This is a genomic window from Streptomyces sp. NPDC005775, assembly GCF_042871565.1.
Classification (GTDB): domain Bacteria; phylum Actinomycetota; class Actinomycetes; order Streptomycetales; family Streptomycetaceae; genus Streptomyces.
Map to the genome: position 1 here is coordinate 51,006 of NZ_JBIAIU010000004.1, position 18,644 is coordinate 69,649.

The window sequence follows — 18,644 nt, forward strand, 5'->3', positions numbered from 1 at the left end:
TGTCGGTGGCGGGCGATAGCCTCCCCCGAGACAGACAGCGGATTCCGGATGAGCAGGTGGGGCGGTGCCCAGTAGCGGAGCTGACGCCAAGCGGGGCAGCCATGAAGGTGTTTGCGAAGTAACTGGTGTCCTCGAGCGGATCACGTACGCCAACGAGGAGAACGGGTACACGGTCGCGCGCGTCGACACCGGCCGGGGGAGCAACGACCTGCTCACCGTCGTCGGGTCGCTGCTCGGGGCGCAGCCCGGTGAATCGTTGCGGATGGAGGGGCGCTGGAGTTCCCACGCGCAGTACGGCAAGCAGTTCACCGTCGAGAACTACACGACGATCCTCCCGGCCACGATCCAGGGCATCCGCCGCTACCTCGGCTCCGGGCTGATCAAGGGCATCGGTCCCGTCATGGCCGACCGGATCACCACCCACTTCGGCGTGGACACCCTCGACATCATCGAGCAGCAGCCGAAGCGCCTCGTCGAGGTCCCCGGGCTCGGCCCGAAGCGGACGAAGATGATCGCCGCCGCGTGGGAGGAGCAGAAGGCGATCAAGGAGGTCATGGTCTTCCTTCAGAGCGTCGGTGTCTCGACCTCCATCGCCGTCCGCATCTACAAGAAGTACGAGGACGCCTCGATCTCCGTCGTGAAGAACCAGCCCTACCGGCTGGCCGCGGACGTCTGGGGCATCGGCTTCCTCACCGCGGACCGGATCGCCCAGGCCGTCGGGATTCCGCACGACAGCCCGGAGCGGGTCAAGGCCGGGCTGCAGTACGCGTTGTCGCAGTCCAGCGATCAGGGGCACTGCTTCCTGCCCGAGGAGCGGCTCATCGCGGACGCGGTCAAGCTCCTCCAGGTCGACACGGGGCTCGTCATCGAGTGCCTGGCCGAGCTCGCCGCGGAGCCGGAGGGGGTCGTACGGGAGAAGGTGCCGTCGCCCGAGGGCGGTGAGCCAATCACGGCCGTCTACCTGGTGCCGTTCCACCGGGCCGAGATCTCCCTCGCCTCGCAGGTGCGGCGGCTGCTGCGGACGCCGGAGGAGCGGATGCCGGCCTTCGGCGACGTGGACTGGGACGCGGCGCTGAAGTGGCTCGCGGGGCGTACGGGGGCGACGCTGGCGCCCGAGCAGGAGGCCGCCGTGCGGCTCGCGCTCAGCCGGAAGGTGGCCGTGCTGACCGGGGGGCCGGGCTGCGGCAAGTCGTTCACCGTCCGGTCGATCGTGGAGCTGGCCCGGGCGAAGAAGGCGAAAGTGGTGCTGGCCGCACCGACCGGGCGGGCGGCCAAGCGGCTCTCCGAGCTGACCGGGGCCGAGGCCTCCACCGTGCACCGGCTGCTCGAACTCAAGCCGGGCGGCGACGCGGCCTACGACCGGGACCGGCCGCTCGACGCCGATCTCGTCGTCGTCGACGAGGCGTCCATGCTCGACCTGCTGCTCGCCAACAAGCTCGTCAAGGCCGTGGCGCCCGGGGCCCATCTCCTGCTCGTCGGCGATGTGGACCAGCTGCCCTCGGTCGGCGCGGGGGAGGTGCTGCGGGATCTGCTCGCGGGTGGCAGCCCCGTCCCTGCGGTCCGGCTGACCACCATCTTCCGGCAGGCCCAGCAGTCCGGCGTCGTCACCAACGCCCACCGCATCAACTCCGGACTGCCACCCGTCACCCAGGGGCTCAGCGACTTCTTCCTCTTCGTGGAGGACGAGACGGAGGACGCGGGGGTGCTCGCGGTGGACGTCGCGGCCCGCCGTATCCCGGCCAAATTCGGGCTGAACCCGCGCCGGGACGTGCAGGTGCTCGCCCCGATGCACCGCGGGCCGGCCGGGGCCGGTCATCTCAACGGGCTGCTCCAGCAGGCCATCACCCCGGCCCGCCCCGATCTGCCCGAGAAGCGGTTCGGCGGCCGGGTCTTCCGTGTCGGCGACAAGGTCACCCAGATCCGCAACAACTACGACAAGGGCGAGAACGGCGTCTTCAACGGGACCGTCGGTGTCGTCACCGCTCTCGACCCGGACGAACAGAAGCTGAGCGTGCTGACGGACGAGGACGAGGAGATCAGTTACGACTTCGACGAGCTCGACGAGCTGTCCCACGCGTACGCCATGACGATCCATCGCTCCCAGGGCAGCGAGTATCCGGCCGTCGTCATCCCCGTGACGAAGAGCGCCTGGATGATGCTCCAGCGGAACCTTCTGTACACGGCCGTGACGAGGGCGAAGAAGCTCGTCGTGCTCGTCGGCTCACGGCAGGCGATCGGGCAGGCGGTCCGCACGGTTTCCGCAGGCAGACGCTGTACGGCGCTAAATTACCGGCTGCGAGGAGGCGCGGAAGGAGGATCCTCCTGAGGAGGGTCCGGCAACCGGGGGACGGCGTCGCGGGGCTGGGCACGCACATCTGCCGCGTTGTCGTCAATCACCATGGCTCCGCCATGCCTCAGTCCTCCGCCTTGCAGCCGCACGCACCCAGCCCCGCTCCTTCATCCGTCCCCCGCTTGCCGGACCCTCCAAAAAATGATCGATCAAATCGGTGGGAAACATCACGGAGGTCTTCCGCAACCGCAGTCAAGGGGGCAGGATGAATAAGTTCGCGGCACTCAGTGCCGCGAGTAGGTCCAATGGACGACCCCGAGTGCACTCTCCTGAGCCAAATGGGGGAGGGTGGAGACAGTCAGGGAACCTCGAAGAAGAGGCACTACGTCGGTGAGGGATGACGTGAGCGAGCACACCAACAACGCTGTAGTACTGCGGTACGGCGATGACGAGTACACCTACCCGGTGATCGACAGCACCGTCGGCGACAAGGGCTTCGACATCGGGAAGCTCCGGGCGAACACCGGCCTGGTGACGCTGGACAGCGGATACGGCAACACCGCTGCTTATAAATCGGCCATCACCTACCTCGATGGCGAGCAGGGCATCCTGCGGTACCGCGGCTACCCCATCGAGCAGCTCGCCGAGCAGTCGACGTTCCTTGAGGTCGCGTACACGCTCATCAACGGTGAGCTTCCGAAGGTCGACGAGCTGTCGGCCTTCAAGAACGAGATCACCCAGCACACGCTGCTGCACGAGGACGTCAAGCGGTTCTTCGACGGCTTCCCGCGCGACGCCCACCCGATGGCCATGCTGTCCTCGGTCGTCAGCGCGCTGTCCACGTTCTACCAGGACAGCCACAACCCGTTCGACGAGGAGCAGCGTCACCTCTCGACGATCCGGCTGCTGGCCAAGCTGCCGACCATCGCGGCGTACGCGTACAAGAAGTCGATCGGTCACCCGTTCGTCTACCCGCGCAACGACCTCGGCTACGTCGAGAACTTCCTGCGCATGACCTTCTCGGTCCCCGCCCAGGAGTACGTGCCGGACCCGGTCGTCGTCTCGGCGCTGGAGAAGCTGCTCATCCTGCACGCGGACCACGAGCAGAACTGCTCGACCTCCACCGTGCGTCTGGTCGGTTCCTCGCAGGCGAACATGTTCGCCTCCATCTCCGCCGGTATCTCGGCGCTGTGGGGCCCCCTGCACGGTGGCGCCAACCAGTCGGTGCTGGAGATGCTCGAGGGCATCCAGGCCAACGGTGGCGACGTCGACAGCTTCATCCAGAAGGTGAAGAACAAGGAGGACGGCGTCCGCCTGATGGGCTTCGGCCACCGGGTGTACAAGTCCTTCGACCCGCGCGCCAAGATCATCAAGGCCGCGGCCCACGACGTGCTGTCCTCGCTCGGCAAGTCCGACGAGCTGCTCGACATCGCGCTCAAGCTGGAGGAGCACGCGCTCTCCGACGAGTACTTCGTCTCGCGCAACCTCTACCCCAACGTGGACTTCTACACCGGTCTGATCTACCGGGCCATGGGCTTCCCGAGCGAGATGTTCACCGTGCTCTTCGCGATCGGCCGGCTTCCGGGCTGGATCGCCCAGTGGCACGAGATGATCAAGGAGCCGGGTTCCCGCATCGGCCGCCCGCGCCAGATCTACACCGGCGAGGTCCTGCGCGACTTCGTCCCGGTCGAAGGTCGCTGACCCGAGGACCGACCCGCGTCACCCCCGCATCACCCGGCCTGTCGGCCGGTTGCCTTCGCCCCGACTGCCGCGCTTTCGCACAGAGCGCGGTGTCCGGGGCGATTTGCTTGCCCGGGAACCGACACCGGCATCGTCGGCGGCTGCGGGAGCGCTCCCGCAGGAAAGCGAGAAGCGCCCCGTCGTCGATCCCCCCACGGGCCGACAACGAGGCGCTTCCCATATCCCGGAGCGGATTCCCCCCACGGGATCCGGCCGGGCGTTCAGTGGGAGCCGAAGCTCCTGGGTTCCTCGGTACTGCTGGGTCCTGCTGGTGCCGCGCTTTTCCTCGTACCGCCTGCGCGTGCCGCCTGCGGTCTGCCGGGGTACGTACGGACGGGAGGGCCGCTCAAAGCTCCCCGGTGCACGTGCCCCGGCCCACGCTTGCCCGGAGTGTCCCCCAAGACCCTCCGTCGGACGTCCCCCAAGACATCCTTTGGCATCGCACTCTAAGACTCGCGAACCCGCCGAATGGTTACCCCCCAAACGGTGTGATCTAAGTCTCCTTGTGGAAATTACGTGAAGGACCGCAGGCGCAGGCTGTTCGTCACGACGAAGACCGAGGAGAAGGCCATCGCCGCTCCCGCAATCATAGGGTTGAGCAGGCCAAATGCCGCAAGGGGTAGAGCAGCAACGTTGTAGCCGAATGCCCAGAAAAGGTTGCCCCTGATGGTGGCCAGGGTGCGCCGGGAGAGCCGGATGGCATCGGCTGCCACCTTGAGATCTCCACGAACGAGCGTCAGATCGCTCGCCTCGATCGCGGCGTCCGTGCCCGTTCCCATCGCCAGGCCGAGGTCCGCGGTGGCCAGCGCCGCCGCGTCGTTGACCCCGTCACCGACCATGGCGACCGCCCGCCCCTCGGCCTGCAACCGCTCGATGACGTGCGCCTTCTCCTCGGGCAGCACCTCGGCGCGGACCTCGTCGATCCCGACCGCGCGGGCCACGGATTCCGCCACCGCCCGGTTGTCGCCGGTCAGCAGGATCGGCGTCAGGCCGAGCGCGCGGAGATCGGCCACGGCCGCCGCGCTGGTCTCCTTGACCGCGTCGGCGACTTCGAGGGCACCGCGTGCCTCGCCGTCCCAGGCGACGGCGATCGCGGTACGGCCCCGGGCGGCCGCCTGCGACATCGCGTCGGTCAGCGGGCCGGGAATGTCGATTCCGGCGTCGGTGAGCAGCCGGGGGCGTCCGACGAGCACGGCGTGGCCCTCGACGATGCCCTGGACGCCGAGGCCGGGGACGTTGGTGAAGTCCTCGGGGGTGGGGAGGGAAGCGCCGGTGCGGTCGGTGGCTCCGGTGGCGACGGCCTGGGCGATGGGGTGTTCGGAGGCGTGTTCGAGGGCTCCGGCCAGGCGCAGGACGTCGGTCTCGGCGACGCCGTCGGCGGTGTGGACGCTCTGGAGGGTCATCTTTCCGGTGGTGACGGTGCCGGTCTTGTCGAGGACGATCGTGTCGACGCGGCGGGTGGTCTCCAGGACTTCGGGGCCCTTGATGAGGATGCCGAGTTGGGCGCCGCGTCCGGTGCCGACCATGAGGGCGGTCGGGGTGGCGAGGCCCAGGGCGCAGGGGCAGGCGATGATCAGTACGGCCACGGCGGCCGTGAACGCGGCCGTCACGTCGTCCGTCACCAGCAGCCAGGCGACCAGGGTGCCCAGGGCGATCACCAGCACCACGGGGACGAACACCGCGGAGATCCGGTCCGCGAGCCGCTGCACCTCGGCCTTGCCGTTTTGGGCGTCCTCGACGAGCTTCGCCATCCGGGCCAGCTGGGTGTCGGCGCCGACCCGCGTCGCTTCGACGACGAGCCGGCCGGAGACGTTCACGGTGGCGCCGGTGACGGAGTCCCCGGCCCGCACGTCGACGGGGACGGACTCACCGGTGAGCATCGACGCGTCCACCGCCGACGCGCCCTCGACGACGGTGCCGTCGGTGGCGACTTTCTCGCCGGGGCGGACGACGAAGCGGTCGCCGACGGCGAGCCGGCCCACCGGTACGCGCACCTCCGTACCGCCCCGGAGGACCGCGACGTCCTTGGCACCCAGATGCATCAGTGCCCGGAGGGCGGAGCCGGCCTTCCGCTTGGACTTGGCCTCCAGGTAGCGGCCCAGCAGGATGAAGGTGACGACCCCGGCCGCGACCTCCAGATAGATGGTGGAGGCGCCCTCGGCGCGGGAGACCGTGAAGTCGAAGCCGTGCCGCATCCCGGGCATCCCGGCGTCGCCGAGGAACAGGGCCCAGAGCGACCAGCCGAAGGCGGCGAGCGTCCCGACCGAGACGAGGGTGTCCATGGTGGCTGCGCCGTGCCGGAGGTTGGTCCAGGTGGCGCGGTGGAAGGGCAGTCCGCCCCAGACGACGACCGGGGCGGCGAGCGTGAGGGACAGCCACTGCCAGTTGTCGAACTGGAGGGCGGGGATCATCGCGAGCGCGACGACGGGTGCGGCGAGGACGGCCGAGACGATGAGCCGTTGCCGCAGCGCGGCGAGAGCGGTGTCACCGCCGGTGTCGCTGGTGGTCGTGGTGTCGGTGTCGGTACCGGTGCTGTCATCGGTCTCCGCGGCCGGTGCCGGGGCGGGGGGCGTCGGTGCCGGGCGGTGCACCGGCTGCGCCGTGTACCCGGTCCTCTCGACCGTGGCGATCAGATCCGCGAGGCCGGTTCCGGGCCCGAAGGCGACCCGGGCCTTCTCGGTCGCGTAGTTGACGGTGGCGGTGACCCCGTCCATCCGGTTCAGCTTCTTCTCGACGCGAGCCGCGCAGGACGCGCAGGTCATCCCGCCGATCGTGAACTCGGCCTCCGAGCTCTCCGCTGCCGGGGCCTCGACCTCTGTTGCGCTGTGCATGTCCGAACTCCTGGAACGCCGACCGGGCCGTGCCCCACCAGTATCTGCTGGTCGGCCCGGCCCGGCGGCAAAGGGGGTGGTGCGGTCGCGGTGGATCCCGACGCGGTCAGGCCCGGCCGGTGAGCTCGTAACCCGCCTCGTCGACGGCGGCGCGCACGGCCTCCTCGGCCAGCGGGGTCCGGGAGACGACCGTCACCTGCCCGGTGGACGCCACGGCCTTCACCGAGGTGACACCCTCGATACCGGAGATCTCCTCGGAGACCGCGCCCTCGCAGTGTCCGCACGTCATGCCGGTCACCTGGTAGACGGTGGTCACGCCGCCCTGCGCCGCGGCGTCCGCGCCGTCGTGACAGGGGCCGCTGGGCGAGCAGCAGGAGCCGGTCGCCTGGGGGAGCTGGGTCTCGGCGGTCATCGTGTTCTCCTCTTCGACGAGCACAAATGGGTGTGGCGGCAGGGGCCCAGGGGGACTCCGAGAAGGCCGGTGCGCTTCCACTCTCTTCACTCTATACCCCTAGGGGGTATGAATGCGAGCAGTCACCGGGCGCGGCGGGCCGGCCGGGTGAGAAGGCGGGGTCACTCCCGGCGGCCCCGGTTGCCCGGGCGGGCGGCGACCCAGGCGCGGACGGTGTCCGCGTACCAGTAGGGCTTTCCGCTCTCCACGTGGTCCGGAGCCGGAAGGAGACCGTGCTTGCGGTAGGTGCGGACGGTGTCCGGCTGCACCCGGATGTGTGCGGCGATGTCCTTGTAGGACCAGAGACTTCTGTCCGTCATGCGTGCCACCTCTCTGCGCCGCGCCGCAGCGGCGGCCTGGGGGGCCGTCGGGGGAGCCGCGGCACGGACGCTGCCGATCGCTCAGCCTCTGACCGGTGAACGAGGGCGGCGGGAGGTGGGGTGGGGCTGTCGAGTGCCTGTGACGGAAAACCCGCGTAATGGAGACAAGTGTGACGGGAAGGTCATCACTGAGACAGAAGGAACGCACGGGGCCGGGGTGGTGGTGCGTGTCCGGCGGGCCGCAATGCCCGGCGGTTCCCCGTGTGGCGGCGGGTGCGCCCGAGCGCCCGACCGGGCCCCGGGCGCACCCCGGTCGTCAGGCGTGCCAGAGCGCCGACCAGGTGCGCGGGCCGACGAGGCCGTCCGGGACGAGCGGCGGGTGGTCGGCCTGGAAGCGCTGGACAGCGGCGAGGGTCCGGGTGTCGAACACGCCGTCGAGTGCCTCCCACGGCAGGTAGTGCCGGTTGGCGAGCATGCACTGCACCTGGGAGACGCGTTCACCCTGTTCGCCGAAGGCGGTCATCCCGTCCCCGTCGTAGAACGCGCAGACGGGGCTGGAGCCGGGCGGGGTCGCGTTGTCCTCCTCGGCCGCGGCGCCGGGGGCCACGGCGAGGGCGGCGGCCAGGACGAGCGAGGCCAGGGCCGAACCCTGGGCCGCGCGGCGGAAGGTCGGAGTCGTACGGATCACGGTGGGTACTCCTCGAACGGTGCGGTGGCGGTGGCCGGGTGCCGGGGGTGGCGGAGCCCCGCCCTCTCGGCGGGACAACACCGCGTACCGCCGTCACGTCACTCCCGGGCCGGCAGCCGGGGCGCGGCGCCGGAGCCCGGGGCGGCCGCCGGGGCGCTGGGGCCGGAGGAGTTCACGCACTTGTCACCGGGGAGAGCGAGCGGATCGTACTGCCGTTGACCGGTGGCTGTACGGTGCACATCTCAGATGAGATCTTTGAACTGCTGGGCCGGAAAAGCGTGTTCAGCGGGGGGTATCCGACTTCGCGTACGTACCGCGTGACGCCCATGCACAGATCGCCTCCGGCGCAGGCGGCCGCTTCGCCCTGGCAGGAGCGAAGTGCGAGCGATGACTCCCCGCTCGCTACGGCCCCGCGCCGGAGGTACCCGTCGAGCCGCGCCGTCTCGCGCTGTGGAGCGGCCGGCCTCCGCGACGTCGCGGGCCGCCCCCCTTGTGTCTACGCGGGTACCGAAACGGCAGACACAGTGTCGGGCCCCTCTCAGGCGAGGTCGTGGTGGGATGTTGACGTAGCCGAAAACGCCACTCGCCCGTCGGCGGTCACAGCACGGGAGAACACGAGCGACACCTCCGCCCGACGCCGCCACCTCTGAAGGAGACACAGAATGAAGACCGTCAACCACTGGATCGGTGGCAAGACCGTCGAGGGCGCGTCGGGCAACTACGGCCCGGTCACCGACCCGGCCACCGGAGCCGTGACCACCCAGGTCGCGCTCGCCTCCCCGGACGAGGTCGACGCCGCGGTGGCCGCCGCGAAGGACGCGTACGCGACGTGGGGCACCTCGTCGCTGTCCGCCCGCACCGCGGTCCTCTTCCGCTACCGCGCGCTGCTGGACGCCCACCGCGACGAGATCGCCGCCCTGATCACCGCCGAGCACGGCAAGGTGCACTCGGACGCGCTCGGTGAGGTCGCACGCGGCCTGGAGATCGTCGAGCTGGCGTGCGGCATCACCACCCAGCTCAAGGGCGAGCTGTCCACCCAGGTCTCCACCCGGGTCGACGTCTCCTCGATCCGCCAGTCGATCGGTGTCGTCGCCGGCATCACGCCGTTCAACTTCCCGGCCATGGTGCCGATGTGGATGTTCCCGCTGGCCATCGCCTGCGGCAACACCTTCGTCCTCAAGCCGAGCGAGAAGGACCCGTCGGCCGCCAACCTCCTCGCCGAGCTGGCCTCCGAGGCCGGTCTGCCGGACGGCGTCCTGAACGTCCTGCACGGTGACAAGGTCGCCGTCGACGGCCTGCTCAACCACCCGGACGTCGCCGTCGTCTCCTTCGTCGGCTCGACCCCGATCGCCCGCTACATCCACGCCACCGCGTCCGCCAACGGCAAGCGCGTCCAGGCGCTCGGCGGAGCCAAGAACCACATGCTGGTCCTGCCCGACGCGGACCTCGACGCCGCCGCCGACGCCGCCGTCTCCGCCGCGTACGGCTCCGCCGGCGAGCGCTGCATGGCGATCTCCGCCGTCGTCGCGGTCGGCGCCGTCGCCGACGACCTGGTCGCCCGGATCAAGGACCGCGCCGAGAAGATCAAGATCGGTCCCGGCACAGACCCGACGTCCGAGATGGGCCCGCTGATCACCGCAGCCCACCGCGACAAGGTCGCCTCGTACGTCACCGGCGCGGCCGCCCAGGGCGCCGACGTCGTACTCGACGGCACCGGGCACACGGTCGAGGGCTTCGAGGACGGCCACTGGATCGGCCTCTCCCTCCTCGACAACGTCTCCACCGACTCGGACGCGTACAAGGACGAGATCTTCGGCCCGGTCCTGTGCGTGCTGCGCGTCGACACGTACGAGGAGGGCGTGGCGCTGATGAACGCCTCGCCGTACGGCAACGGCACCGCGATCTTCACCCGCGACGGCGGCGCGGCCCGCCGCTTCCAGCTGGAGATCGAGGCCGGCATGGTCGGCATCAACGTCCCGATCCCGGTGCCGGTGGGCTACCACTCCTTCGGCGGCTGGAAGGACTCGCTCTTCGGCGACCACCACATCTACGGCAACGACGGCGTGCACTTCTACACCCGCGGCAAGGTCACCACCACCCGCTGGCCGGACCCGTCCGACGCCCCCGCCGGCGTCGACCTGGGCTTCCCCAGCAACCACTGACCCCGTCACCTCACGCCGGACCGGACAGCACTGCAGGGCCACTCCCCCGGGGTGGCCCTGCAGCGGTTCCTGACGAGGTCAGCGAGCCGTTTCGCGCTCGGCGCCGGCCGCCTCCTCGATCATCCGCTCCATCGGAACGACCGCGACCCGCCCCGAGACGACGAACGCCAGCACCATCGCCGCCACCAGGACCACCGTGCCGGCCCACACCATCGTCTCGACCGGCACGGTGTACGCCCCCACGGCCCGCACCGCGCACTCACCCAGCAGTGCCGTGCCCCACACCGCCGAGAACCGCGTCTCAGCCCGCCGGAACGCCTCCGACTCCGTCGAAAGCCGCTGCCAGGCGGCGGACTTGGCCGCCTCGCCCCGCGTCAGCCACGGGCGCAGCCCGGCCGTCATCATCGGCCGGCCGCGCAGCGCGGTCACCAGGATCACCAGACCGATCGTGCTGCTCACCCCGCTGTCCTTGAGGAGCATCAGCCGCGGGTCACCGGCCACCAGACTCAGCAGCAGCCCCACCACGTTGACCGTGACCATCAGAGCCGCCAGCCCGTTGAGCCGCCGGTCGCGCACCACACCCCACACCGTCCGCACGCCCGGCACCACACTGCTCCAGGCCAGCGCGCCGAACGTGCCCATCCCGGCCGCCTTCAGCAGGTAGTACGAGGCGAGCGGCACCGCCACATCCACGAGCAGCGGCATCAGGCTGTCCAGCAGCGCCTTGCGCGGGGAGAACGGAACGGCGCCGAGGGGAGCGCCGGCGACAGGTGCGGTGACGGTGGCGACCGGGCTGCTCATGACGGGTTCCTCCCGTATCGGCGGCGCCCTCGCGGCTCCCGCTCTCGATACGTACAGACTGGCCGCCGGACCCCTGTCCCCGGCAGAGCCGGGTGTACTGACCTTCGTATGACACATGTCAGTGTCCGCGGGTGACGCGCCCCGCCCCGCGCGCACGGCGCTCCAGGCGTCAACCACCCGACGAAAAAGGCCCGTCCCCTGTTCCGGACGGACCGCACCGGTGCGACCGACGCGCTCCACGGCGCACCGGGTACGCGGGTGAGGCCTCTCTCACTTCGCGGACGGCAACAAGGGTTTGATCGACGTGTCCTGCCGGTGCAGGATGGCGAGGGTGCGCCGTGGCGTACAAGAATCGTTTTTGCAGAACGGTGGAACGGGGGGCGTTGTGTCCAAGTGGGACATCAAGCCGGATGGTGTTCGGGGGGTCCTGAGCAAGACGGCTGAGGCCGCCGGTGAGTTCGAGGCGGAGTTCACGTCGTACGGCGACGGGCTGGTGGGGTCGGCGACGTCGGCGGGCACCATGGTTCTGGGCGGTACCGAGATCCCCAAGGGGGGCGCGTTCGGGCCGGTGGCGCAGGCGCTGCAGGAGTTCCAGCTCCACACGAACAACGACGTGAAGTTCCTCCCGGTCCGGACGGGCAAGTCCATGACCGGGGCACGCCTGGCCACCGAGGAATACCTCAAGGGTGACCTGGAGATGGCGAAGAACAAGCAGGAGCAGTACTCCAAGGCTCCGACGCCGGAGGAGATGAAGGGCCCCAAGAAGTGATCGATCTGGGGAAGATACCGACCTTCACGGGCGACCTGGAGACGCTGGAGACGCATGCGGCTTCACTGAAGACGACCGCATCCAGTATCCGCGGTACGGGCAAGGACGTGCACGAAGCGTTCCAGGCGCTGGACCCGGTCTATGACGCGCCGGAGCAGGAGGAGTTGCTCAACTCGACGATTCCTGTGCGGGACAAGGCGGACGCGTTCGCGACGAAGCTGGAGTCCGTCAGCGGCGCGCTGGCGAGTTTCGCGACGACCGCCCGTCCGCTGGTGAACAGGATGAATCAACTCCGCGCGGACGCGGCGAAGTTCGTCGCGGACAACAAGGACGACGACGACTGGCAGCAGGACCAGGACAAGATCGACGAGAACGAGCGCCTGGTCCACGAGGTGGGCACGACGTGGGTGGCGTTCCAGGGCGTCGAGCGCGACGCGGCGAACAAGATCACGGCTCTGGTGGGCGGTACGCACTTCGTCGTCGACGACGGCTCGCACAAGGCCGGGATGTACGGCTTCAAGGAGAGCGACGTCAAGGACGCCGGGGAGACGCCCTGGGGGACGGTCGACGAGCGTGAGTACACGGGGCTGCGGGCCGCGTGGGAGTGGACGAAGGACAATGTCGGCGGTGCGCTGAAGGGGTTCTTCGTCGACGGTGTCTGGGGCACGATCAAGGGCCTCGGCAGCATGGTCAACGTCTTCGACTGGGACAACTTCAAGCAGACCTGGTCGGGCATCGGCGACGTCTTCGGCGGCATCAGCGCGTACATCATGACGCCGTACGACTGGGCGATGGACAAGATGTTCGGCCCGGTCGACCACAGCGACACCGACAAGCAGAAGGCGGCCCTGCGCAACTTCGGCAAGTCGCTGGTCGCGTGGGACGAGTGGGGCAAGGACCCCTCACGCGCCTTCGGCACGGTCCTGTTCAACGCCGTAACCATCGGCTCGGGTTCGCTGCTCAAGCTCGGCAAGGCCGGAAAGCTCGGCGTGGGCGCCGAGGCGGTGACCGCGGTGGGCAAGGCGGGCGCGCTCGTCGACCCGATGACCTACCTCGGCAAGGCGGCCGGCGTCACCAAGATCAAGGTCGGCGACCTCATGGAAAGCCTGAAGACCAGCCGGGCAGGCGTGGAGGACATGGCCCGCACCATGCCCGCCGGGACCGGGACCTCACCGCATCCGGGCGAGGTGGCCACGCCTCCCGGCCTGGCGTACGTCGACCACGCGGGCAACACCCGCGTCGTCGGCGACGACGCGGTCATCCGGGACGAGCACGGCAACGCCGTACCCGACACCCAAGCGGTCCCGGAGCCGCACAAGAACGACCTGTCGAGCACGCACGAGACGGTCCCGGAGCGGGAGAAGGTCCTCGAGGGTGCGGGCGGGCCGGGGCGTGTGGAGAACTCGGTGAATCAGCCGACGGGGCCGGCGCACCCGGGCGACGGCTCAAACGGGACGGGTGGCCGTCCGCACGACAGCGCCGGGCACGCAACGGGTGGTCACACCGGAATCCAGGGCTCAGGCCCCGGCCACGGTTCCGGCGCACCCGACACAGCCGACGGCCGGCACAACGATCTGCCGCCCCGGAATGGGGGCGGCGATACGCCGGGACACGGCGGCGAAGGTACGTCGGAACACCACGGCGACGGCGACGACCACACGCCGGGACATGACGGCGACGACCACACGCCGGGACATGACGGCGACGGCGACGACAGCACGCCGGGACATGACGGCGACGGCGACGACAGCACGCCGGGACATGACGGCGACGGCGACGACAGCACGCCGGATCAAGACGGCGACGGCGACGACAGCACGCCGGATCAAGACAGCGACGCCGATGAGGGCGCCGAAAGCGGTGCGGGCGAGCACGAGCCCCCGGTCAACAACCACCCCCTGGGCACCCCGGAGAACCCGCACCCGGTTACCGAGGCCCAGCTGGCCGACTACATGAAGAGCAAGAGTGAACTGGAGGGGCTCAGTAGGAAGAAGCAAATCGACGCGGTCGGTCGTGGAATTGAGGTCAACGGTCAGAAATACAAGCCCGAAGCACCCCTGCTCAAGGGCGCCAAACATGGAATCGATTGGACCGAAGGTCCGGCGCGCGCAAGTAAGGAAGCCAAACCGCAAGGGAAGTTCGGGACCCCGGCAGACGTCCAGTATGCTACGGAACGCGCCGCCGATCTCGGACCCGGAAAGACTGGCTTCTTCAAGCTTCCCGACGGGCATAGTTGCATCGAGTACATGCCCAACGGGAAGACGCGAGTACCGAATACCTTGTTCGTCAAGGTGTATCCCAACGGTAAGGTGCACGCTTACCCGACCACGCGATAGGAACGTCGATGAGTTTCTCGATCCAGGCAGGATGCCCGGCCGTTCGTAAGTGCGGATCCGCCGACGACATGGCTGATGCAGTCGGCGAGATGTACTCCTCCGAAGCCGAGGACGCCATCCTCGTCTGGAATCTGGTGCCGATCCGACTCCCATACGGATATGACCTTGCCGCCCTCGTTGACGACCTCGTGCCCCTTCTCGAGGAAGTTCAGCGTCCGGGTTTCTCGGAGTCCGAGGTCTTCTGGGGATCCGACACATTCTCAGCTGAATGGAGATTGGTCCGCGAGGGCGATTCTCTGAGAATCGCGGCGCGTTGGCACAGCACACTCGGGAACTACGAGTCACTGCTGACCGAGCGGGGTGATTCGGTAACGTCTGTGCGCGCATTTGTCAGCGAGTGGAAGAAGGTTCTGCGTCGAATTGTCGCCGATATCGAGGCGGAGTCCGTTGAATTGAACGACGATGACATCTTCCTCCGCGCCAAGGATCTGATCACGGCTTGACTCGAAGTCACTGGAAGTCGTCGTGTGAAATCCTGATGGGGAATAGCGTGTCACCCGGTACCCGTAGAAGCCGGCAGCCGACCGCGCTCCCGGCTGACCCCGAAGCCACGCGGCAGTTGCTGGAGTGGCTCGACTCCGAGGAGTACGTCCTCAACGGCATCGGGTGCGACTTCCGGGGCGCCGACCTCTCGGACGGGGACTTCGCGAACGCGTGGTTCACCGACGCGGTCCTCGTGGACGTACGACTTGCCGGCGCGTCCCTCTACCGGGCCGGCCTGCGGTCGGCAAATCTGACCCGGGCGGATCTGACCGGAGCGGACATCGTCAAGGCCGACCTGGACGAGGCCGTGCTCCGGTCGGCGCGGTTCGACGGTGCCGACATGGTCGGGGCTTCGCTGTGCGATGCCGATGCGTCGGGTGCGAGCTTCCGCGGAACGCGGTTCCTCGGTGCTTCGCTGGTCGACACCGACATGAGGGGGGCGGACCTGACCGAGGCCGTCCTTGACGAGAACTTGTTCGAGATCAAAGTTGACGACTCCACGGTGGTGCACGGCCTGACGGGTACCGTTTTCGGACCGATCACCGTCTTCGACGGCACCTCGTCCCGAGAGCTGGCCGATGGAGATCTCGAGGCATGGATCAGTGAGCGGGGCGGACAGGTGCAGGTGATTCCGCCGTACCGAACACCCCGGTAGGAAAAGACGCGACCGGTCGACCGGGACATGCACTCGTGAGCGCATCACGAGTGCATGAACTCGCCCCGCAGGCGGGGTCGGTCGGGACACGGTTCGATGCGTTGCTCGGCACGGATTTCCGTGGCGCCCGCGTCCAGAAGCGGGTGCGTACGTGTATGGAGCAGATCGTCGAAAAACCTCGGGCTGTCATAGGTGACGTCCGGAACGCGGACCAGGTGGCGATGCGTACGGCAGGACGGTTCGCGAAATCCGCTCGACCGCTGTGACCCGGCGGTGCTGGGATGAGCCATGACCACCCCGAGCCCACCGCAGCACCAGATCCGCGCGCTCCACACCGACACGACCGTCACCGTCTACCAGGCGTATGCCCCGTCTCTCGGCCTCCCCGCCGCCCGTGACGGCCGTTTCCCGCCCGCCTGGAAGCGCGACCGCATGACGTGGATCAAGCCGAGCTTCCTGTGGATGATGTATCGCTGCGGCTGGGCGGCCAAGGAGGGCCAGGAGACCGTCCTGGCCGTCGAGATCACCCGCGAGGGCTTCGACTGGGCGCTGGCCAACGCCGAACTCTCGCACTACGAGCGCGGTGTGCACCCCGACCGTGCCACCTGGCAGCGCACCCTCCGCCACGCCCCGGCCCGCGTCCAGTGGGACCCCGAACACGACCTGCACCTGAACCGGCTTCCGTACCGCTCGCTCCAGCTCGGCCTCGCGGGGGAGGCGGCGCGGCGGTACGCGGACGAGTGGACGGTGGCGATCCGCGACGTCACCCCGCTCGCCCGGGAGATCCATGAACTGGTCCGGGCGGGGCGTGACGGCGAGGCGGACCGGCTGCTGCCTGCGGAGACGCCGTATTCGGCTGCCGGGAGCGTGCCAGGCTGCTGAAGCAGAGGAGCGGCGGACCCGCTCCGGACGCATGGCGGATTCACATTCCGGGAAGCCCGTCTGCGCGCACGGTGGTGCCCGTCCCGGCCGTGCTGCGATCTCGGCACCCTCCAGGGCCGCCGGCCCGGCGTTGGTGGCCGGGCCGGCGGGTGCTCCCTGTCCGATGCGCGGGGGTTGCGGTGGGGCAACTGCGGGGGCGCAACTGGTGTCGGTTGCGGGGGAGCGGCTGTGGTCAGGCTGTGGTGCAGGTCCTGCCGCTGAGGGTGAAGGTGGTCGGGGCAGTGTTCGTGGCGCCCCTGTTGGCGACGAAACCGAGAGTGACGGAGCCGCCGGCGGTGATGGTGTCGGTGTAGGAGGCGGGGATTACGCTCACGGAGCCGCCTGTCTGGGTGGGGGTACCGCCCCACATGTTGTTCACGGTCTGGCCGTTGGTGAAGGTGAAGCCGAGCTTCCAGTTGCTGACAGCGGCGGCGCCGGTGTTGCGGATGGTGATCTCGCTCTGGAAGCCGCTTCCCCAGTCCCCCACCACGCGGTAGCCGACGGAGCAGGTGCCCGCCGGGGCGCCGGTGGTGGTAACGGTAACGGTGGCCGAGCGGGTGGAGCGGTTGCCGGCCGCGTCCTTGGCGTAAACGGCGAAGGTGTAGGCCGTGTTGGCGGACAGCCCTGTGACCGTGGCCCGGTTGGACGCCGAGCCGGCCACCTGCGTCTCGGTGCCGCCGGTGACACGGACGACGTCGTAGCCGGTGACACCCACGTTGTCCGTGGAGGCCGCCCAGCTCAAGGTCGCGGAGGTGGCCGTCACCTCGGAGGCGCTGGGAGTCCCCGGAGTGGTGGGCGCAGCGGTGTCACCGCCGGGATCACCGGGGGTCTGGCTGAGCAGGTGCGCCTTGAACCCGTCACCGTAGGTGCTGGTCGGTGTGCCGTTCCAGTCCTCGATGAGCACATTGCCGCCGCTGCAACCCCAAGGGTTCCAGGTCCAGGCCGTGTACCCGACCTTGTTGGCGTCCGCCCAGGCCATCACCTGGTCGATGTAGTCGTGGGCGCAGGTGTCCTGACCGATCTCGCCGGCCTGGACCGGCACCTGGGCGGCGACCGCTCCGATGTTGCTGTCCCAGCACGAGGTGGTCACGCAGCCGTTGAAGTTGTAGGAGTGCCATGAGGCCATCAGATTGCCGGTGGGGTCGGCCGGCTTGAATTCCAGCCACCGACTCAGGTTGTTCGTCCACTCCAGACCGCCCGACATGATCACGTTGGTGGCACCGGTGGCGCGTACCGCGTCGACGAGGGTCTGCATGCCGGCGACCGGGTAGGTGATCCCGGCGCAGGTGCCGCCGTCACGCAGACAGGTCCATGCGGCCGTGGCGTCGGCCCAGTTGTTGGCCGCGTCCGGGTACGGCTCATTGAACAGGTCGAAGATGACCGCCCCGTTCCCCTTGAACATCGTGGCCACCTCGGACCAGAACGTGGGGGTGTAGCGCGCGTCCGGCATCGGCTTCTGGCAGATGGCCGCGACGTCCGGGCAGCCTCCGCCGGGGCCGGTGTACTCGCCCCAAGTCCAGTGCAGGTCGAGGATCACGTTGATGCCGTTGGCCACCAGGAGGTCCGCGTAGGTCTTGACCGCCTGCTGGTATGCCGCCGCGCTGGGCGCTGTCGGAGGTAAGTTCCCCGTGCCCAGCCAGCACTCCTCGTTCAGCGGGATCCGGACAGTGTTGATCTTCCACGCCTTCATCGCGTCGACGGCAGCCTGGTCCGTCGGCCCGTCGAATATCTCCTTGCCCTGGACACAGCCGAACTCCCCGCCGGACCGGTTGACGCCCAGTGGGCGGAACGTGGAATCGGACCCGGTGACCAGGCGGTTGCCCGACACGTGCAGTGCCGGCGCCGCGGCGACCGCCGATGCCTCGCCGTCTGCGGCGGACTGGCCGGTCGCCGGCGAGGCGACCGCCGAGGCCGGGCCGCCGAATCCGGCCACCGAACCCGCCATAAGCACTCCGACGACGCCGAAAGCCCGAAGGGCTCTTCGTATGCTCATCGCACTCTCCCTCAACGCACGTATATGACCGATCACTCCATAGGGGACCGCCCGGCGGGGGGGGGCGCGCGGGGGGGGGGGGGGGGGCCCCGGGCCCCCGGGGGGGGGCCCCCCGGGCCCCCCCGGGCGGGGGGGCTGCCGCGG

The 18,644-nt window shown here is 69.2% G+C and carries 14 protein-coding genes and 1 pseudogene; 9 read left to right on the forward strand and 6 right to left on the reverse strand.

Translation table 11 applies throughout. From position 1 onward, the window contains the following. The first annotated feature begins 64 nt into the window (after nucleotides 1-64). Together ACFYPA_RS10795 and ACFYPA_RS10800 are read left to right on the forward strand one after the other, a co-directional pair. Nucleotides 65-2,326 carry an ATP-dependent RecD-like DNA helicase gene (locus ACFYPA_RS10795; protein WP_389131138.1) on the forward strand — a complete coding sequence of 754 codons (2,262 nt, stop codon included), beginning with the start codon at nucleotides 65-67 and terminating at the stop codon, nucleotides 2,324-2,326. 366 nt (nucleotides 2,327-2,692) lie between these two features. Next, on the forward strand, nucleotides 2,693-3,991 hold the full coding sequence (locus ACFYPA_RS10800) for a citrate synthase (RefSeq protein WP_356324972.1): 1,299 nt from the start codon (nucleotides 2,693-2,695) through the stop codon (nucleotides 3,989-3,991). Nucleotides 3,992-4,542: 551 nt separating this feature from the next. Here ACFYPA_RS10800 and ACFYPA_RS10805 read toward each other — a convergent pair. From ACFYPA_RS10805 to ACFYPA_RS10820, 4 genes are all read right to left on the reverse strand, one after another. Then, nucleotides 4,543-6,861 (reverse strand): heavy metal translocating P-type ATPase, encoded by a 2,319-nt coding sequence (locus tag ACFYPA_RS10805; protein ID WP_389131140.1) that lies wholly within the window; start codon nucleotides 6,859-6,861, stop codon nucleotides 4,543-4,545. A gap of 106 nt (nucleotides 6,862-6,967) precedes the next feature. Next, nucleotides 6,968-7,273 (reverse strand): heavy-metal-associated domain-containing protein, encoded by a 306-nt coding sequence (locus ACFYPA_RS10810; RefSeq protein WP_359086999.1) that lies wholly within the window; start codon nucleotides 7,271-7,273, stop codon nucleotides 6,968-6,970. A 161-nt stretch (nucleotides 7,274-7,434) separates the two neighbouring features. Next, nucleotides 7,435-7,632, reverse strand: coding sequence for a MarR family transcriptional regulator (locus ACFYPA_RS10815; RefSeq protein WP_359086998.1), 198 nt, complete (start codon nucleotides 7,630-7,632; stop codon nucleotides 7,435-7,437). Nucleotides 7,633-7,948: 316 nt separating this feature from the next. Beyond that, the gene (locus tag ACFYPA_RS10820) at nucleotides 7,949-8,320 is read right to left on the reverse strand and encodes a peptidoglycan-binding domain-containing protein (RefSeq protein WP_359086997.1); all 372 of its coding nucleotides are present in this window, start codon (nucleotides 8,318-8,320) and stop codon (nucleotides 7,949-7,951) included. 47 nt (nucleotides 8,321-8,367) lie between these two features. Here ACFYPA_RS10820 and ACFYPA_RS10825 point away from each other — a divergent pair. Together ACFYPA_RS10825 and mmsA are read left to right on the forward strand one after the other, a co-directional pair. Further along, a pseudogene (locus tag ACFYPA_RS10825) lies at nucleotides 8,368-8,708 on the forward strand (5-deoxy-glucuronate isomerase); the annotation flags it as partial. Between the two features lie 274 nt (nucleotides 8,709-8,982). Next, nucleotides 8,983-10,482: a CoA-acylating methylmalonate-semialdehyde dehydrogenase gene (mmsA, locus tag ACFYPA_RS10830; protein WP_359086995.1), complete on the forward strand. Its 1,500-nt coding sequence runs from the start codon at nucleotides 8,983-8,985 to the stop codon at nucleotides 10,480-10,482. Between the two features lie 78 nt (nucleotides 10,483-10,560). Here the strand turns inward: mmsA and ACFYPA_RS10835 are convergent, their stop codons facing one another. Further along, nucleotides 10,561-11,283, reverse strand: coding sequence for a VC0807 family protein (locus ACFYPA_RS10835; protein WP_359086993.1), 723 nt, complete (start codon nucleotides 11,281-11,283; stop codon nucleotides 10,561-10,563). Between the two features lie 385 nt (nucleotides 11,284-11,668). Here ACFYPA_RS10835 and ACFYPA_RS10840 point away from each other — a divergent pair, with 385 nt between their 5' ends. From ACFYPA_RS10840 to ACFYPA_RS10860, 5 genes are all read left to right on the forward strand, one after another. Continuing rightward, nucleotides 11,669-12,052 (forward strand): DUF6507 family protein, encoded by a 384-nt coding sequence (locus tag ACFYPA_RS10840; RefSeq protein ID WP_359355683.1) that lies wholly within the window; start codon nucleotides 11,669-11,671, stop codon nucleotides 12,050-12,052. After that, the gene (locus tag ACFYPA_RS10845; protein WP_389131145.1) at nucleotides 12,049-14,388 is read left to right on the forward strand and encodes a hypothetical protein; all 2,340 of its coding nucleotides are present in this window, start codon (nucleotides 12,049-12,051) and stop codon (nucleotides 14,386-14,388) included. The genes ACFYPA_RS10840 and ACFYPA_RS10845 overlap by 4 nt, the downstream gene beginning before the upstream one ends. A gap of 8 nt (nucleotides 14,389-14,396) precedes the next feature. Beyond that, nucleotides 14,397-14,891 (forward strand): hypothetical protein, encoded by a 495-nt coding sequence (locus ACFYPA_RS10850; RefSeq protein ID WP_359087158.1) that lies wholly within the window; start codon nucleotides 14,397-14,399, stop codon nucleotides 14,889-14,891. Between the two features lie 47 nt (nucleotides 14,892-14,938). Continuing rightward, nucleotides 14,939-15,586, forward strand: coding sequence for a pentapeptide repeat-containing protein (locus ACFYPA_RS10855; RefSeq protein ID WP_359087157.1), 648 nt, complete (start codon nucleotides 14,939-14,941; stop codon nucleotides 15,584-15,586). Between the two features lie 288 nt (nucleotides 15,587-15,874). Then, nucleotides 15,875-16,468, forward strand: a complete 594-nt coding sequence (locus ACFYPA_RS10860; RefSeq protein WP_359087156.1) for a DUF4291 domain-containing protein — start codon at nucleotides 15,875-15,877, stop codon at nucleotides 16,466-16,468. A gap of 232 nt (nucleotides 16,469-16,700) precedes the next feature. Here ACFYPA_RS10860 and ACFYPA_RS10865 read toward each other — a convergent pair whose 3' ends face one another. Next, nucleotides 16,701-18,500 (reverse strand): cellulase family glycosylhydrolase, encoded by a 1,800-nt coding sequence (locus ACFYPA_RS10865; protein WP_389131147.1) that lies wholly within the window; start codon nucleotides 18,498-18,500, stop codon nucleotides 16,701-16,703. Nucleotides 18,501-18,644: the final 144 nt, after the last annotated feature.

Coding starts and splice junctions, on each gene's coding strand:
- ACFYPA_RS10865 (WP_389131147.1), bottom strand. CDS start 18,500: ATGAGCATACGAAGAGCCCTTCGGGCTTTCGGCGTCGTCGGAGTGCTT.
- ACFYPA_RS10810 (WP_359086999.1), bottom strand. CDS start 7,273: ATGACCGCCGAGACCCAGCTCCCCCAGGCGACCGGCTCCTGCTGCTCG.
- mmsA (WP_359086995.1), top strand. CDS start 8,983: ATGAAGACCGTCAACCACTGGATCGGTGGCAAGACCGTCGAGGGCGCG.
- ACFYPA_RS10860 (WP_359087156.1), top strand. CDS start 15,875: ATGACCACCCCGAGCCCACCGCAGCACCAGATCCGCGCGCTCCACACC.
- ACFYPA_RS10805 (WP_389131140.1), bottom strand. CDS start 6,861: ATGCACAGCGCAACAGAGGTCGAGGCCCCGGCAGCGGAGAGCTCGGAG.
- ACFYPA_RS10815 (WP_359086998.1), bottom strand. CDS start 7,632: ATGACGGACAGAAGTCTCTGGTCCTACAAGGACATCGCCGCACACATC.
- ACFYPA_RS10835 (WP_359086993.1), bottom strand. CDS start 11,283: ATGAGCAGCCCGGTCGCCACCGTCACCGCACCTGTCGCCGGCGCTCCC.
- ACFYPA_RS10850 (WP_359087158.1), top strand. CDS start 14,397: ATGAGTTTCTCGATCCAGGCAGGATGCCCGGCCGTTCGTAAGTGCGGA.